Source organism: Kitasatospora sp. NPDC047058 (assembly GCF_040643935.1).
GTDB lineage: Bacteria > Actinomycetota > Actinomycetes > Streptomycetales > Streptomycetaceae > Kitasatospora.
Map to the genome: position 1 here is coordinate 1 of NZ_JBEYVJ010000172.1, position 15,169 is coordinate 15,169.

Here is a 15,169-nt window from a genome sequence, read left to right on the forward strand (position 1 = left end):
GGAGTACTGCCGGTTCTGGGGTACTGCCTCTTCTGGGACGGAGAACTCAGCCGACGCGTCGACAGCATGTCGAGGATGCGGCCGTCGGACGGCAAGACGGCCAGCAGCCCGGAGCGGTGGGTGCCGGTCTCGTCGGTGAGCACCTCCTCCGCGAGCTCGCCGGCCCGGTGGAGCCCCCGCAGCACCGGGTCGTCCGTGCGGGCCACCACGTGCTTCGGCAGGTACGCCTCGATCAGCGCGGTGGCTTCCACCTCGTGGCCCGGCACGGTCGGGCTCGACGCGCGGAAGGTGCCGGTCGCCTCGTCGGCGGTCACCCGGACGTCCGCTCCGAGGAAGCGCACCACGCCCGCCTCCGCCAGTGCGAGCAGCTGGCGCAGCCGGAAGCCGGGCGGCCCGGAGGCGAGGAAGTTGAAGAACCCGCCCCACCAGCCGTCCAGCTCCTCGGCGACCGAGCGGGCGGTGAGCCGTCCCGCGGCGACCACGCGCGGCAGCTGGCCGAACAGCGAGAGCAGCGCGAGGAAGGCCCCCAGGTCGGCGCTGTGGGCGGGGTCGGCACGGCGGTCCGCGTCCCCGGCGATGTGGTCCCGCAGGTGCTTCTGGAACTGCTCGGCGGAGTCGAACTCCACGCCCGCCAGCGGCCGGTCCAGGACTTCGAGGTCCAGCCGGTCGGCCGGGTCGGGGACGACGGCCGCCACCAGCCGGGCCAGCGTCGGGGCGTACCAGTCCAGCCGGTCGTACGCGGCCAGGAAGTCCTCCCAGGGCACGGTGGTGCGTTCGGGGTGGGCGTGGAACAGCTCGTGGTAGTGGCCGAAGCCGATCTCCTTGGCCATCAACGGCCAGACGTCGCGCCGGAATTCCAGGCGGTGCGGGCGGGCGAGCAGTTCGTCCACCGCTGCGGCGTCGAAGTACCGGGGCAGCGGTGCGGGCGGTCCCTGGAGCCGGTAGCCGGTCTTGGAGTGGTACGGGACGCCGCGCCGCGAGCCGACGTGGATCACCGGCTCCCGGCCGGACGGGCGGTAGGCCAGCTCGCTCCCGGCCTGTTCGAAGCGGCCGCCACGCCCCTCGGTGAGCAGCGCCACCAGGTCGACGAACGCCAGTCCGAAGCCGCGGACGATCACCGGTTCTCCCGGGGCGAGCCCCGAGAGGTCGACGTCCGAGGTGAAGGCGGGCGGGAGGTGGAACAGGCCGTGCCGTTCGGCGAACTCGGCGAGCGCCTGGTGCCGTTCGTCCGGTGCCGAGCCCAGGTGGCCCAGGGTCAGGACGACGTGGTCCGCCAGCAGCGTGGCGTTCGCCAGCCGTACCTCCTGCGGGCCGTCGGCAGGCCCGCTGACCGAGCAGACGGCGGCCCGGTGGACGGTGAGGGTGACGTGCTCCGGCCGGTCGGCGAGCGTCCGGCGGAACACCCAGTCCAGATAGGCGCTCTGGGCGCGCCGGGTCGGGAAGTCGGTGGGCGCGAGGGAGCGCAGCTCCGCTGCCACGTCCGGGTCGGCCGGCTCCTGGTACGGCTCGAACTCGGCCATCCGCCGGGCCCATTCGGCGAGCGAGGGGCCCGGGCGCACCGGTCCCTCGATGGTGGAGCCCGCGTCCGTGAACATCGTGACGTCCTCGGCCATCGAGTTCATCCGCAGCAGCGGAGACTGCGCGTGGCGCCAGATCCGGCCCGCGCCGGGCGGGTACGGGTCGACCAGGTGGATGTGCAGCGGGCGGTCCGGGGGGAGGAGTCCGGGCGCGTTGGCGACGATGCGTTCCAGCAGGCCGGTCCCGCGCGGCCCTGCGCCGACGATGACCAGGGTCGTCATGCCGCACCGCCCAGCCGGTGGCCGCGGGCGTAGTGGCGCTCCAGGTAGTGCTGTCCGACGGCGAGCACGCTGGTCACCGCGAGGTACCAGAGGGTGGCGACCGTCAGCAGCGGGATGATCTGGTAGGTCTGGTTGTAGACGAGCTGCACCGAGTAGAGCAGGTCGTGCACCGCCAGGACGCTCACGATGCTCGTGCCCTTGAGCGCGCCGATCAGCATGTTCCCGGCGGCGGGCACGATCGAGCGCATCGCCTGGGGCAGGACGATCCGGCGCAGCACCCGCAGCCGGCCGAGGCCGAGCGACTGGGCGGCCTCCCGTTGGCCGCGCTCGACCGACAGGATCCCGCCGCGCACCACCTCGGCGGCGAAGGCGGCCTCCAGCAGGGTGAGTCCGATGACGGCGGTGAGCGTCGGACCGAGCAGGTTCACCGTCCTGGTGTGCACCAGTTCGGGGCCGCCGAAGGGGATGCGCAGGCTCATGGTCGGGTAGAGCGCGCCGATGTTGAAGAAGAACAGCAGCTGCACCAGCGGGGGTGTCGAGCGGAAGACCCAGATGTAGGCCCAACTCACGGCACGCAGCGCGGGGTTGTCGGACATCCGGAACACGGCCAGGACGGTGCCGAGGACGAAGCCGAGCGCGAGGGTGACGGCCGTCAGCCAGAGGGTGAGCGCCAGGCCGTCCAGGACGGCCGCGGAGGTGAAGTAGCGGCCGACCACGTCCCATTGGAAGGCGGCGTTGCCGGCCAGCGAGGCGAGCACCGCCGCCGCGAGCAGCGCGACGAGTGCCCCCGCGAGGAGGCGGCCGGGGCGTCGACGCGCGACGACCGGGGCGGCGGGATCAGGGGCCGGTTCGGACGGGGCGGGTCCGGTGGCGGGCAGGACGTCCTGCGAGGTGGCCATGAGGGCTTGACTCCAGAGCGGCAGAGCGGGTCACGGGCTGCCATCACGTGCACCGCGTCCCTCAACGCGGCCGGGCACTCGGCCCGTTGCTCACTCGCTCCGCCCACGATCGTACGCGGGGACGGATGTGCACTGTCAAGCAGTGCCGGCCGGCATCCACCGCTGCCGGGGAGCCGCGTCCCCTATCCGGACCATGGTTGACGAACTGCAAGGTTCGCTGCTCAACTTACGCCATGAACGCCGTGGAGCCCCTGGTCACCCGCGACCACATCGACTTCGGTCGGGTGTGGTCGGCGGCGTGTCGCGGCTGACCCGGCAGCGGGCCGTCTGACCGGCCTCTTCCTCCTGCGGAGACCTCCCTCGGTCGCCCCGTCGCGGGCCGGGAACCCCGTCCGTCCCGTTGCGCTTCCCGCACCGGCCCGGACGGGCATCGGGTGCACGCTGCCGCCTTGCCTTCTTGCCGCCGCTCGCTCCAGCCGACCGGCCATCACGCGTACGACCTCCCTGACCGCTGCCCGCCGACGGCCCTGAGCCGTCGGCCGGTTCAGCGTCCCCGCCCTCCGAAAGGCCCACCGTCATGCCCGTCGAGTTCCTCGGGATCGCCGCCACCGGCGACGGCTCGGAGACCAATCCGCGTACCACCGCCGTCTTCGACCGCGACTACACCCTGCGCCTGGCCCGCGCCCACGAGGACAACGGCTGGGACCGCGTCCTGTTCGCCTACGGCGCCGGGTCCCCGGATCCGGCCCCGGCGGCGGCCTATGTCGCCTCCCGCCTGGACCGTCTGCAGATCCTGCTCGCCCACCGGCCGAACGTGTCCTACCCCACCTTCGCCGCCAAGACCTTCGCCACGCTCGACCAGATCAGCAACGGCCGCCTGACCGTGCACTTCATCACCGGCGGCAACGACCACGAGCAGCAGCGCGAGGGCGACTTCCTGACGAAGGACCAGCGCTACGACCGGACGCGGGAGTACATCCGGGTCGTCAAGCGGGTCTGGACCAGCCAGGAGCCCTTCGACCACGAGGGCGAGTACTACCGGTTCCGGGACTTCGTCTCCGACGTCCTCCCGGCCCAACAGCCGCGGCCCGGCGTCTCCTTCGGCGGATCCTCCCCCGCGGCGTACGCGGCGGGCGGCGCCGAGGCGGACGTCTACTGCCTGTGGGGTGAGCCGCTGGACCGCACGGCCGAGCAGATCGCGGCCGTCAGGGCGGCGGCGCGCGCGGCGGGCCGGACGGACGTTCCGCGGATCCAGGTGGCCTTCCGCCCGATCATCGCGCCCACCGAGGAGCTGGCCTGGGAGAAGGCGCACCGGACGGTGGACGCCATCAACGCCCGCACGGTGAACGGCGATCAGCTGGTGCGCCGCCGGAACCAGCCGCTGTCCGACGGCACCCACCGCCCGGAGAACACCGGCTCGCAGCGCCTGCTGGAGATCGCCGCCGGGGGCGAGCGCTACGACCGCGCCCTGTGGACCCCGACCGCGGCAGCCACCGGTGGCGCCGGCAACTCCAACGCCCTGGTCGGCACGCCCGAGACCGTCGCCCAGGCACTACTGGACTACTACGACCTGGGCGTCGACATCCTCTCCGCGCGCGGCTACGACCTGCTGGACGACGCGATCGACTTCGGCCGGTACGTCATCCCCCTCGTCCGCGAGGAGGTCGCCAAGCGCGACGCCGAGAAGGCGGCCCGCTCCGAGCGTGACCGCCGTCAACTGACCGCCTTCCAGGCATGACGCAGGTCATCGAGGTCCGGCGCGCAGGGCTCGACGATCCCCTGGTGGAGCCCCTGCTGCGCGAGCTGACGCGTGAGTACGTCAGCCGGTACGGCGACAGCGCCCACGCGGAGATGTCCCGGTACCCGGCCGGCGACTTCGCCGAACCGCACGGATTGCTGCTGCTCCTGCTGCTGGACGGCGAACCGGTCGCGGGCGGTGCGTACCGGCGCCACGACGGCCGGACGGCCGAGCTGAAGCGGATGTGGACGCACTCCCTGCACCGCCGGCGCGGCCTGGCCCGGCGGGTGCTCGCCGAGTTGGAGCAGGCCGCGGCGGCAGTCGGCTACCGGCGGATCCTCCTCACCACCGGGCCACGCCAGCCCGAGGCCAAGTCCCTCTACCTGGCGGCCGGTTACTCCCCACTCTTCGACCTCACGGCCGATCCCCCGACCATCGGCCCGCTCCCGTTCGAGAAACACCTGACGAAAGAGCCCTCGTGAAACGCGCACTACTCGCCGTCGCAGCCGCGGTGCTCCTCACCGCCTGCGGATCCACCGGCCCCGCCCCGGCCGGCCCACCGACGCAGGGCGTCGACGTGGTCGCGGGCGAGCAGAAGGTGGACGCCGTCGCGGGGCTGCTGCCGGACGACGTCCGCAAGGCCGGGACCATCAGGGTCGGAAGCTCCTTCGGCTACCCGCCGTCGGCGTTCTATCCGGACCCGGCGACGAGGAAGCCCGCCGGCATCGACATCGACATCACCGACGCCGTCGCCAGGATCCTCGGCCTCACCGTGGAGCGGCAGGAGGCGGCCTTCGAGAGCATCCTGCCCGCGCTCGGAAGCGGCAAGTTCGACGTCGGCACCGGCAACTTCGGCGTCACCACCGCCCGCCTGAGGACCATCGACTTCGTCACCTACATCGACGACGGCCAGGGCTTCGCGGTGCGCAAGGACGACACCGCCGTCCAGCCCGTCACCGACCTCACCCAGCTCTGCGGGCTGACCATCGGCACCGGTGCGGGCACCACCTTCGAAACCACCCTGACCGCCGGGAAGGACGTCTGCGCGGCCGCCGGAAAGAAGCCGTACGAGGTGAAGGTCTTCTCCGACACCGCCGCCATCCTCACCAGCCTCCAGCAGGGCCGGGTGGACGTCGTCATGTCGACCATCAACGGCCTGCGCCACCAGGCCTCCCAACCCGCCTCCGGCACCCGCTTCCTGGGCGAGTTCCACCGGCTCGACGTCGGATTCGCCTTCAAGAAGGACTCACCGCTCACCCCCGCCTTCCAGGCCGCCGTCAACCAGCTGATCAAGGACGGCGGTTACGACCGGATCCTGCAGAAGTGGGGAGTCACCGGCTCCGCCATCACGGAGTCCCGGATCAGCCCGCCCGAACACCCCTGAGGACGACTCGTATGAGCACCACCCTTCGCACCGGCAGCCCGCCCACCGTCGAGGGCGAGGCGGTCGACCTCGCCGCCCTGCCCGTCGTGCCCGCCCGCCACCCCTGGCGCTGGGCGGCCGGCCTCGCCGCCCTGGTCCTGGTCGCCCAGTTCCTGCACGGCCTGGCCACCAACCCCGGCTGGGACTGGCCCACCTTCCGGGCCTTCCTCACCACCGGCGTCGTCCTCAAGGCCGTCGGCGTCACCCTCCAACTGACCTGCTACGGAACGGTGCTGGGCTTCGCACTGGGTGCCGTCGTGGCGGCCCTGCGGCTGTCGGCCAGCCCGATCCTGCAGACCATCGCCTGGACGTACACCTGGGCGTTCCGCTCGATCCCGCTGATCGTCCAGCTGGTCTTCTGGTTCAACCTCTCCTACCTCTACAAGCACCTGGGCATCGGCCTCCCGTTCGGCCCGGCCTTCTTCTCCTTCGACACCAACGGCATCCTCGGCGCAACCGGCGCGGCCGTGCTCGGGCTCGCCCTGCACCAGGCCGCCTACGCCGCCGAGATCATCCGGGCCGGCGTGCTCTCGGTCGACGCCGGGCAGACGGAGGCCGCAGCCGCACTCGGCATCCCGCGGCTGCGGCAGGCCCGGCGGATCATCCTGCCGCAGGCCATGCGGGCGATCCTGCCGAACGCCGCCAACGAGGTGATCTCGCTCTTCAAGGGCACCTCGATCGTCTACGTGATGGCCATCGGCGAACTCTTCTACCAGGTCCAGGTCATCTACGGCCGGACCGGCCGGGTGGTCCCGCTGCTGATGGTCGCGACCGCCTGGTACATCCTGCTCACCACCCTGCTCTCGGTCCTCCAGTACTACGTGGAGCGGCACTTCGCGCGCGGCAGCCTGCGCACCCCGCCGCCGACCCCGGTGCAGCGGCTCCGCGCCCTCGTCCGCCAGGGCCGGCCCGGCCGCCCAGCCCTCCGGATCGCGAGGACCGTCCGATGACCGCCCACGTGATGGTCGACATCCGGGGCGTACACAAGAGCTTCGGCCGGCTGGAGGTGCTGCGCGGCGTCGACCTCCAGGTCGCGGCGGGATCCGTCACCGTCATCCTGGGCCCGTCCGGCTCCGGCAAGTCCACCCTGCTCCGGGCGGTCAACCACCTGGAACGGCTCGACCGGGGGTTCGTCTCCATCGACGGCGAGCTCATCGGCCACCGCTACTCCGGCGGCAGACTGCACGAGCGCCCCGAACGTGAAGTGCTGCGCCAGCGCACCGGCATCGGCTTCGTCTTCCAGAACTTCAACCTCTTCCCGCACCTGACCGTCCTCGAGAACCTCGTCGAGGCCCCGGTCAGCGCCCTGAAACGCCCCAAGGCCGCCGCCCGCGCCACCGCCCGCGACCTGCTCGCCCGGGTCGGCCTGGCCGACAAGGCCGACGCCTACCCGCGCCAGCTCTCCGGCGGCCAGCAGCAGCGCGTCGCGATCGCCCGGGCGCTCGCGCTGGAACCCAAGGTCCTGCTCTTCGACGAACCCACCTCCGCGCTCGACCCCGAGCTCGTCGGCGAGGTCCTGGACGTCATCAGGGACCTCGCCCGGGCCAGCACCACCATGATCGTCGTCACCCACGAGATCGGGTTCGCCCGCGAGGTGGCGGACACCGTGGTCTTCATGGACGGCGGAGTCGTGGTCGAACAGGGCCCGCCCGCCGACGTCCTGGACCACCCCGCGCACGAGCGCACCCGCGCCTTCCTCTCCAAGGTCCTGTAAATCACCCCTGCCCCACAGGAGTTGTCCGATGCCCCTCCCTCGCCGCGCCCTCGCCACCGCCGCCCTCGGCCTGGCCGCCGCCCTCACCCTGACCGCCTGCGGCGCCTCCGCCAACGCCTCCGCCGACCTCGGCGCCGGAAAGGGCACCGCCGCGCCCGACGGCACGACCGTCAACCTGACGGCCGATCAGCACCGCATCACCACACCCAAGGTGGACGCGATCGCGGCCCTCGTACCGGAGGCGATCAGGCGGAGAGGCACCCTGGAGGTGGTCGACAATCTCGGCACCACCCCGCCACTCGACTTCTACGCCGACGACAACAAGACGATCATCGGCGTCGAACCCGACATCGCCCACCTCATCGGCAACGTCCTCGGCCTCAAGGTCGAACTCAACCCGGTGTCCTGGGAGAACGTCTTCGTCGGCCTGGACAGCGGCAAGTACGACCTCGGCCTGACCAACATCACCGTGACCGAGGCCCGCAAGGAGAAGTATGACTTCGCCACCTACCGCCTGGACATCCTCGGCTTCGAGGCGAAGAAGGGCAGCGGCTGGAAGGTCACCGGCCCCGCAGACGTGGCCGGCCGCACCATCGCGGTGTCCTCCGGCACCAACCAGGAGAAGCTGCTGCTCGCCTGGAACGACCAGAACGTCAAGGCCGGTCTCAAGCCCGTCGACGTCAAGTACTTCCAGAACTCGTCCGACTACTACCTGGCCCTCTCCTCCGGCCGGATCGACGCGTACCTCGGCCCCAACCCGACCCTCGCGTTCCACTCCGCCCAGACGGGCGAGACCGAGGTGATCGGCACCTACTCCGGCGGCGGCGCTGACGTCCTCGGCAAGATCGGCGCCACCACCCGGAAGGACAACGGCCTGGTCAAGGCGGTCAACGCGGCTCTCAACGAGATCATCACGAACGGGACGTACGCCCAGGCGCTCAAGCGCTGGGGCCTGGCCGCCGAGGCCGTCCCCGTCTCGGAGATCAACCCGCCGGGGCTGCCCAGGACCAACCCGTAGCAAGGCCGGTAGCACGGCCGTGGCACGGCCGTGGCACGGCCGGGGGCGCAGCCTGACAGGCACGGTCACGGCGGCGCCCCTGCGCCCCTGCTCGCCGCACGCCCGGAAGCCCCTCGGGAGTCCGGAAGGACCGGTCTCCACCACCCACCCTCACCTCGGGATCACCATGCGCCTCAAGCCGCTCACCCGCGCCGCCGCCCTCTCGGCGGCGACCGCCCTGTTCCTCCTCGCCGCCCCCGCGCAGGCCGCCACCTCCTACACCCCCCTGCCGCCGCACAACCCGTACGCGGGCCCGGACGGCACGGCCACCATGCACGGCGACACCGGTTCCTCCGACGCCACCCCGCTGCCCGGCCCGGGCCCCGGGCCGCTCATCTCGCACCGCACGGCACTGGCGTCCGCCTGCCCCACCATCCTGGTCGGCTCGGACGGCTACCCCGTCACGCTGTGCACCACCATCTTCGGCCAGACCCCGACGGTCCACCTTCTCGACCCCGCGACGGGTGAGTCGCTCGCCGAACTCCCCCTCACGAAAGGCACCTTGCTCGGCGGCGTCTACGCCTTCCTGGACGACCGGGACCGGCTGGTCTCCATCGACGGCAGCCGCACGCTCCTGCGGATCGCCCACCGGCGGACGGCCGCGGGCGGCTGGCAGCTGTACGTCGACAGCTCGCTCCCGCTCGCGAGTGCCATACCCGACGGCGACGGCTCCGTCGGCATCGCGCCGGACTGGCAGGGCCGGATCTGGTTCGCCACCGCCGGCGGCGTCGTCGGCACCGCGGACGACCGGACCGGGGCCGTCCGCTCGCGCACCCTCCCGCCGGGCGAGAGGATCGCCAACTCCATCTCCACCGCTCCCGGCGGCACGGCCGTGGCCACGACCCACGCCCTCTACCTGCTCACCGCCGACGCCGACGGCACCCCACGGACCGCCTGGCGCCAGGCGTACGACCGAGGCCCGGCGCGCAAGCCGGGCCAACTCAGCCGGGGCACCGGCTCGACGCCCGTGTTCTTCGGCCCGCGCACCGGCACCGAGTACCTGACCATCGTCGACAACGCCGCACCGGCCGCGCACCTGCTGGTCCACCGGGCGGACAGCGGTGAGCAGGTCTGCTCCGTGCCCGTGCTCACCACGACGGGCGGCAGCGGCAGCGAGAACGCACCGATCGGCGCGGGCGGCTCCGTCTTCATCGCCGGGACGTACGGCTACCCGTACCCGAAGCTGCCCGCAGACGCCGGGCCCAGCACCCCCGCCTCCGCCGACTTCCCCGGCGGACTCTCCCGGGTCGACGTCCGCGCGGACGGCTCGGGCTGCGACCTCGTCTGGGACACCGAGCTGCGCTCCTCGGCGGTACCCCTGCTGTCCACGGCCGACGGCCTGATCCACACCGTTCTGCGCGAACCGGCCGTCCCCGGCACGGAGGCGACCACGATCCTCGATCCGTACTACTACGCGGAGATCGACCCGGAGACCGGGACGGTCGTGCGGAGGAAGTGGCTGGGCAGCGGGTTCGTCTACGACACCCTGCAGATGGCCGGGACGATCGCGCCGGGCCGGGTCGTCCTCCAGGGCACGGTGACGGGTGTGGTGCGGATCGCCACCCGGTAGTGCGGCGTGCCCGGGCCCGAGCCGCCCGACCTGACGGTCCGCACGGCGGAAACGGCGTCCGACACGTCGTTTCCGCCACTCGGTGCCGGGTTTCCGCCGCATAGCGTGTGACTCGGGCCGGACGCGGGGTGCGTCCGGCCGCCCGAGGCCCGTCGGACCGGGCCCGTCACCACACGAGGGAGACCGACATGACGCTCAAGCTGGGTGTGCTGGCCCTGCTCACCGCCAAGCCCGGCAAGGAGGCCGAGGTGGCCGCCCTGCTCGACACCGCGCGCGGCATCGCCGCCGAGGAGTCCGGCACCCAGGTCTGGTACGCCTTCCAGGTCGACGGCTCCACCTTCGGCATCTTCGACGCCTTCGCCGACGACGCGGGCCGCCAGGCCCACCTGACCGGCCGCATCCCCGCCGCCCTGGCGCAGGTCGGCCCGGACCTCCTCGCCGCCGACCCCGACATCCGCCTGATCGACATCCTCGCGGTCAAGTAGCCCCCTTCCGTGGCGGCGCGGCGGGCGGCCGCGTGCGCCCGCCCGGCGGCATCCCACATCCCTCCGGGGCCCGGACGGCACATCCTGGGAGGTATGGGCTCCCGAGGATCCGCGCAGGTCCGGCTGCCGCGCATCGAACCGATGCTCGCGACGGCCGGCCCGCTGCCGTCCGGGCCGGGCTGGTGGGCGGAGGTGAAGTGGGACGGGGTCCGGGCCGTCGCCTACCGGGAGGGCGGCTCGGTGCGGCTGGCCGGCCGGCACGACGCCGACTACACGGAGCAGTTCCCGGAAGTCATCGAGGCGCTCGCCGGGGTGCCCGGGCCGCTGGTCCTGGACGGGGAGCTGGTCGTGATGCGGGGCGGGCTGCCCTCGTTCACCGCGTTGCAGAGCCGGATCCACCGGACCCGCCCGGCTGCGGTCCGGGCCGCGGCCACGAGCACGCCCGCCCTGTTCGTGGCGTTCGACGTGCTGCACCTCGGTCGTCCGCTGCTCGCCGAGCCGTACCAGCAGCGGCGCGCCGTCCTCGAGGGCCTGGACCTGGAGCGGACCGGCCTGCGCGTCCCGCCCGCCTGGACCTCGGTCGGCGAGGCGTACGGCTGGACGAAGGAGCACCGGCTGGAGGGCGTCATCGCCAAACGGTCGGACTCCTCCTACCGCCCCGGCGCCCGGTCCCGGGACTGGATCAAGATCAAACACCTGCGGACCGCGGACGTGGTGATCGGCGGCTGGCTGCCCGGCGGGACCGGCGGCACCACCGTGCGGGCCGTCCTCGTCGGCGTCCCGGCCGAACCCGGCCGCCTGCTCTTCACCGGCTCCGTCGGCAGCGGCTTCGCGACCGCCGAACGCCGTGCCCTGGCCGCCGCGCTGCGCCGCCTCGACCGACCCACGTCGCCGTTCACCGGTGCCCCCGCCGGCCTCGGGCTCCCGCGCGGCGCCGAGGTCCGGTTCGTCAGGCCGGTGCTCCGCGCCGAGGTGGAGTTCCTGGAACTCACCCCGGCCGGCCGGCTGCGGCAACCGGTGTGGCGAGGCCTGCGGGGTTGAAGGGCCGCCTCCGCGCCGGGGCGGCGACCGCGCGCCGCACGCCGAGCCGACACGACCGGTCGCACCCCCTGGTCCGTACCCGGGCCGGGGGCGGTCGGGAGTGTGCGGCCCGGCGTCCGGCCGCTGTCGGTCAGCGGCCCAGGGCGTCGGCGAGCTGCTTCTTGTTCATCTTCGAACGGCCGTCGATGTTCCGCTGCTTCGCCTCGTTGTACAGCTGGTCATACGTCGGGCCCTGGGAGCCCGAGTGCGAACGCAGTCCGCCGCGCCGCGAGGACGACATGTCGTGGGTCGAGGAGCGGCTGGCGGTCTTCGACTCGCCGTGCCGGGCGCGTTCCTTGTTCACGGTGCGTGCCGCGATCTCCTCGGCGCGCTTCTCGCTCTCGCCGCGGTCCTTCGCACTCTCCTTGATGTGCTCGTACTGGCGCTCACGCTTCTTGCTCGAACCGGCAGGCATGGCTCCTCCTCAGCCCGTTGGATGCGGACACAGCGCCTACCCAACCCCCGGGCCCGCACGCCTCGTGCGCGTCCACGCGCGTTCCGCTGTCATCGGTGCGGGTCGGTCTCCCGCTCGGTGACCCGGGTCTGCGAGCCCTTCCGACCGGAGACGGCCCGAGCGGCCTCGGCGGTCGCGTCATAGCCCTCGCGCACCACACTGCCGTCCGGCGGCCTGCGGTGGGCAGGGTCCGGGTCGGGTTCGGCACCAGCCGCACGATCACCGTAAGAGCGGTCTCCCGCAGCCTCGTCCCAGGGCCTGGTGGCCCGCCGGGGTCGCACGCCGGACACCCGCGGGTTCTTCCCCCGGTCTTTCATCGCCGCCTCCTCAGCTCAGTGTTCTCGTCCCCCGGCCGGCCGAGGGCCGGAGAGCACGGCTGCCTCCGCCCTCCTCCCGCGGTTGCCCGCCCGACAGCCGCGCAACCACGCGACGGGCACCGTCGAAGCGACGTTCTCCTCGTCGGACCGGTCGTCGCCGCAGGCGAGGTGCGGAATCCCGGCCCCGCGCACGGGCGCCACTGCGGCGCCCCGTCACGGGTCACCGGTCCCGCGGCCGGGGCGCAGGAGCTCGTGGAGGAGCTGAAGAGCGGCGAGGACGGTCTCGTGCTGGATGTCCTCGCGTCGGCTGTGCGGTCGCGGTTCAGCTGTGGTGACGGCCTGGGGGTTCTTCCAGCGGTCAGGGCTCACCTGGCGGCACGGGCGGAGGTAGCGCGGCCCAGGAGCGGTCCGGATCGGGCATGCCCGCCTTGCTGCCGAGCAGTTGCGGGGACAGCGTCTTGATCAGGCTGTTGGTCCAGAGCATCTGGCGCACGGTCTGCGGGTGGCAGCCCGTGGCGAGGTCGAGCAGTTCGTCGTCGCGGGCGGCCCGGGCGGTCTGAGCGAGCGTCTCCCAGTTGAGGGAGTTCTCGTTCGCCGCCAGATGGAGGAGGCGCAGATCGTGCAGCAGATCCGGGCCCGGCTCGGCGTGTTCGGGCTCCTGTGCCCGCGGGTCCGGCGGCGGGTCCTCGGCGGGGTCCGGCAGGTGGAGGCCGTGGTGCTGCGCGGTCGCGGCGATGCGTTCGACGTGGTCGTGGGACCAGCGGGCGACGTCGACGGCGACGTGGTGGACCTCGTGGTCGGCGCGGTGGCGTTCGGCGACGGCGAGCAACTCGCGCTCCATCCGGCGTTCGCCCGCGTACAGGGCCTGGAGAGTGATCGAGATGCCGCTCACGGCACTTCTCCTTCCGGGACGTCGGTGCTCCGGGCGGCCAGAGCCGCCGGACCCCCGACGGTGGGCGGGACGGATCCGGGCCGGACCGCGGCGGAGGCCGTGATGGGCTCCGGCGACACGGCTCCGTCGCCGCGCTCGACCAGGGTGACGCGGGCGGCAGCGGTCTTGAACAGCGGCTGCTTCGAGACCGGGTCCCAGTCGGTGATCGTGTTCTCGTTCGCCGCCCGGCCACCCCCCTCGCCCGGCCGGGGTGTCCCAGTAGCCGTAGTGGAGCTGCATCGACGACCTCCCTGTCCGTCCCCCGGCCGGGACCGGGCGTGTACCCGGCCGGCCACGCTCCACGCTCTCCCCCGCGGCCCCGGACGTACCTCGCCCGCGCCGCCTGCCCCGCCCGCCCCACCTGCCCCGTCCGCGGCCCAGCGCCGCCCGCGAACCTGCGCCCGCCGGTGCGGCTCGGGCCCTCGCGTCCGATCGGATGAGCTGTCCCCGTACGGCCGGTGGCCGCAGGCGCTGCGGGGAACCCCTCGGCCTGTCCACCGCGGACGTCAGCCTGATCGGAGCCGCCGCACTAGCCGGCATGTTCGTCGGCGGCGCGCTCTTCGGCGTGCTGACCGACCGGATCGGCCGGGAGGTGATGTACACCGCCGACCTGCTCGTCATGGCCGCCTGCTCGGTGCTCTCCTTCTGGGTCGACGCGGTGTGGGCGATCGCCGTGCTGCGCTTCGTGCTCGGCATGGCCGTGGCCGCCGACTACCCCATCGCGACCTCGCTGCTCGCCGAGTGGCTGCCCGCCCGCCACCGCGGGCGGCTGCTCGGCCGGCAGATCGTCGCCTGGTACGCGGGCGCCGTCCTGGCCTTCGTGACCGGCTACGCGTTCCTGACGCTCGCCGGACCGGGCAGCTGGCGGTGGATGCTCGCCAGCTCCACCCTGCTGTGCGCCGTCTTCCTGGTGATCCGCCGCGGCTCGCCCGAGTCGCCGCGCTGGCTCGCCGCCAACGGGCGCGTCGGGGACGCCGTGCGCCTGGTCGAGAAGCACCTCGGCGTCCGCGTCGACGGCCGGGAGCTGATGCCCGCACGCGCCGAGGCCGGCCGGCCCGGCGGGCTGCGCCTGCTGATGACCCCGCCCTACCGGCGCCGCACGCTCTTCTGCGGCCTGTTCTTCCTCTGCCAGGTCGGCCCGCTCTTCGCGATGCTCACCTTCGGGCCGCAGATCCTCGCCTCGTTCGGCATGCCCGGCGGCACGGTGACGGACACCCTCGGCACCGCCCTGATCAGCCTCGTCTTCCTGCTCGGCTGCTACCCGGCGCTGCGCCTGATCGACACCCGCGGCCGACGCCCCGTCATCATCTGGTCGTTCGCGCTGATGACCGTCCCGCTGACCCTGCTGGGCGTCTGGCCGACCGCTCCCGCCGTCGTCGCACTCACCGCCCTGTGCGCGTACGCCTTCCTGTGCGGCGGGCCGAACGTGCTCGACTGGACCTACCCCAACGAGCTGTTCCCGACCGAGATCCGGGCGACGGCCGTCGGTGTGGCCACCTCGGTCAGCCGGATCGGCGCGGCCGTCGGCACCTACCTGCTGCCGCTGTCGCTGACCGGGCTCGGCACCGGCCCGACGATGCTCATCGCCGCCGGGACCACCGCCGTCGGCCTGCTGGTCTGCGTGCTGTGGGCCGAGGAGACCCGCGGCACCGCGCTGGGCGCCGCCCTGGGCGCCGAGTCGGCCGCCGGCACGGTGACGGCC

At 73.0% G+C, this 15,169-nt stretch carries 14 protein-coding genes and 1 pseudogene; 10 read left to right on the top strand and 5 right to left on the bottom strand.

Features of this window, described 5'->3' with window-relative positions:
* Together ABZ885_RS23680 and ABZ885_RS23685 are read right to left on the bottom strand one after the other, a co-directional pair.
* Positions 1–1,799: FAD/NAD(P)-binding protein (locus ABZ885_RS23680; RefSeq protein ID WP_360192003.1), on the bottom strand; the 1,799-nt coding region annotated here is incomplete at its 3' end.
* Positions 1,796–2,698 carry an amino acid ABC transporter permease gene (locus ABZ885_RS23685; protein WP_360192006.1) on the bottom strand — a complete coding sequence of 301 codons (903 nt, stop codon included), beginning with the start codon at positions 2,696–2,698 and terminating at the stop codon, positions 1,796–1,798. The genes ABZ885_RS23680 and ABZ885_RS23685, both read right to left, overlap by 4 nt.
* A 577-nt stretch (positions 2,699–3,275) precedes the next feature.
* On the opposite strand from ABZ885_RS23685, the gene ABZ885_RS23690 reads away from it, so the two are divergent.
* The 9 genes from ABZ885_RS23690 (at position 3,276) to ABZ885_RS23730 (ending at position 11,726) form a co-directional block, all read left to right on the top strand.
* On the top strand, positions 3,276–4,436 hold the full coding sequence (locus ABZ885_RS23690; protein WP_360192009.1) for an LLM class flavin-dependent oxidoreductase: 1,161 nt from the start codon (positions 3,276–3,278) through the stop codon (positions 4,434–4,436).
* Positions 4,433–4,918, top strand: coding sequence for a GNAT family N-acetyltransferase (locus ABZ885_RS23695; RefSeq protein ID WP_360192012.1), 486 nt, complete (start codon positions 4,433–4,435; stop codon positions 4,916–4,918). The genes ABZ885_RS23690 and ABZ885_RS23695 overlap by 4 nt, the downstream gene beginning before the upstream one ends.
* On the top strand, positions 4,915–5,820 hold the full coding sequence (locus tag ABZ885_RS23700) for an ABC transporter substrate-binding protein (protein WP_360192015.1): 906 nt from the start codon (positions 4,915–4,917) through the stop codon (positions 5,818–5,820). Before ABZ885_RS23695 ends, ABZ885_RS23700 begins: the two co-directional genes overlap by 4 nt.
* An 11-nt stretch (positions 5,821–5,831) precedes the next feature.
* Complete coding sequence (locus ABZ885_RS23705; protein WP_360192018.1) at positions 5,832–6,809, top strand: amino acid ABC transporter permease; 978 nt, start codon at positions 5,832–5,834, stop codon at positions 6,807–6,809.
* The gene (locus ABZ885_RS23710; protein WP_360192021.1) at positions 6,806–7,573 is read left to right on the top strand and encodes an amino acid ABC transporter ATP-binding protein; all 768 of its coding nucleotides are present in this window, start codon (positions 6,806–6,808) and stop codon (positions 7,571–7,573) included. Before ABZ885_RS23705 ends, ABZ885_RS23710 begins: the two co-directional genes overlap by 4 nt.
* A gap of 28 nt (positions 7,574–7,601) precedes the next feature.
* Complete coding sequence (locus ABZ885_RS23715) at positions 7,602–8,591, top strand: ABC transporter substrate-binding protein (protein ID WP_360192024.1); 990 nt, start codon at positions 7,602–7,604, stop codon at positions 8,589–8,591.
* A gap of 166 nt (positions 8,592–8,757) precedes the next feature.
* The gene (locus tag ABZ885_RS23720; protein ID WP_360192027.1) at positions 8,758–10,200 is read left to right on the top strand and encodes a hypothetical protein; all 1,443 of its coding nucleotides are present in this window, start codon (positions 8,758–8,760) and stop codon (positions 10,198–10,200) included.
* A gap of 188 nt (positions 10,201–10,388) precedes the next feature.
* Entirely contained in the window at positions 10,389–10,685 is a 297-nt protein-coding gene (locus ABZ885_RS23725) for an antibiotic biosynthesis monooxygenase (RefSeq protein ID WP_360192030.1), read from the top strand.
* A gap of 93 nt (positions 10,686–10,778) precedes the next feature.
* Complete coding sequence (locus ABZ885_RS23730; protein ID WP_360192033.1) at positions 10,779–11,726, top strand: hypothetical protein; 948 nt, start codon at positions 10,779–10,781, stop codon at positions 11,724–11,726.
* A 130-nt stretch (positions 11,727–11,856) separates the two neighbouring features.
* On the opposite strand, the gene ABZ885_RS23735 is transcribed toward ABZ885_RS23730, so the two are convergent.
* The 3 genes and pseudogenes from ABZ885_RS23735 to ABZ885_RS23745 form a co-directional block, all read right to left on the bottom strand.
* Positions 11,857–12,180 (bottom strand): plasmid stabilization protein, encoded by a 324-nt coding sequence (locus ABZ885_RS23735; RefSeq protein WP_360192036.1) that lies wholly within the window; start codon positions 12,178–12,180, stop codon positions 11,857–11,859.
* Positions 12,181–12,894: 714 nt separating this feature from the next.
* Entirely contained in the window at positions 12,895–13,428 is a 534-nt protein-coding gene (locus ABZ885_RS23740; protein ID WP_360192038.1) for a hypothetical protein, read from the bottom strand.
* Positions 13,425–13,698: pseudogene (locus ABZ885_RS23745) on the bottom strand (nitrate reductase); the annotation flags it as partial. The pseudogene ABZ885_RS23745 and the gene ABZ885_RS23740, both read right to left, overlap by 4 nt.
* 205 nt (positions 13,699–13,903) lie before the next feature.
* On the opposite strand from ABZ885_RS23745, the gene ABZ885_RS23750 reads away from it, so the two are divergent.
* Positions 13,904–15,169 (top strand): MFS transporter (locus ABZ885_RS23750; protein ID WP_360192041.1); only part of this gene is annotated, 1,266 nt, incomplete at its 3' end.

Bases quoted from the DNA above. Each gene is read 5' to 3' on its own strand.
- ABZ885_RS23685 (WP_360192006.1), bottom strand. From the start codon at position 2,698: ATGGCCACCTCGCAGGACGTCCTGCCCGCCACCGGACCCGCCCCGTCC.
- ABZ885_RS23705 (WP_360192018.1), top strand. From the start codon at position 5,832: ATGAGCACCACCCTTCGCACCGGCAGCCCGCCCACCGTCGAGGGCGAG.
- ABZ885_RS23720 (WP_360192027.1), top strand. From the start codon at position 8,758: ATGCGCCTCAAGCCGCTCACCCGCGCCGCCGCCCTCTCGGCGGCGACC.
- ABZ885_RS23715 (WP_360192024.1), top strand. From the start codon at position 7,602: ATGCCCCTCCCTCGCCGCGCCCTCGCCACCGCCGCCCTCGGCCTGGCC.
- ABZ885_RS23730 (WP_360192033.1), top strand. From the start codon at position 10,779: ATGGGCTCCCGAGGATCCGCGCAGGTCCGGCTGCCGCGCATCGAACCG.
- ABZ885_RS23695 (WP_360192012.1), top strand. From the start codon at position 4,433: ATGACGCAGGTCATCGAGGTCCGGCGCGCAGGGCTCGACGATCCCCTG.
- ABZ885_RS23725 (WP_360192030.1), top strand. From the start codon at position 10,389: ATGACGCTCAAGCTGGGTGTGCTGGCCCTGCTCACCGCCAAGCCCGGC.
- ABZ885_RS23735 (WP_360192036.1), bottom strand. From the start codon at position 12,180: ATGCCTGCCGGTTCGAGCAAGAAGCGTGAGCGCCAGTACGAGCACATC.
- ABZ885_RS23710 (WP_360192021.1), top strand. From the start codon at position 6,806: ATGACCGCCCACGTGATGGTCGACATCCGGGGCGTACACAAGAGCTTC.
- ABZ885_RS23690 (WP_360192009.1), top strand. From the start codon at position 3,276: ATGCCCGTCGAGTTCCTCGGGATCGCCGCCACCGGCGACGGCTCGGAG.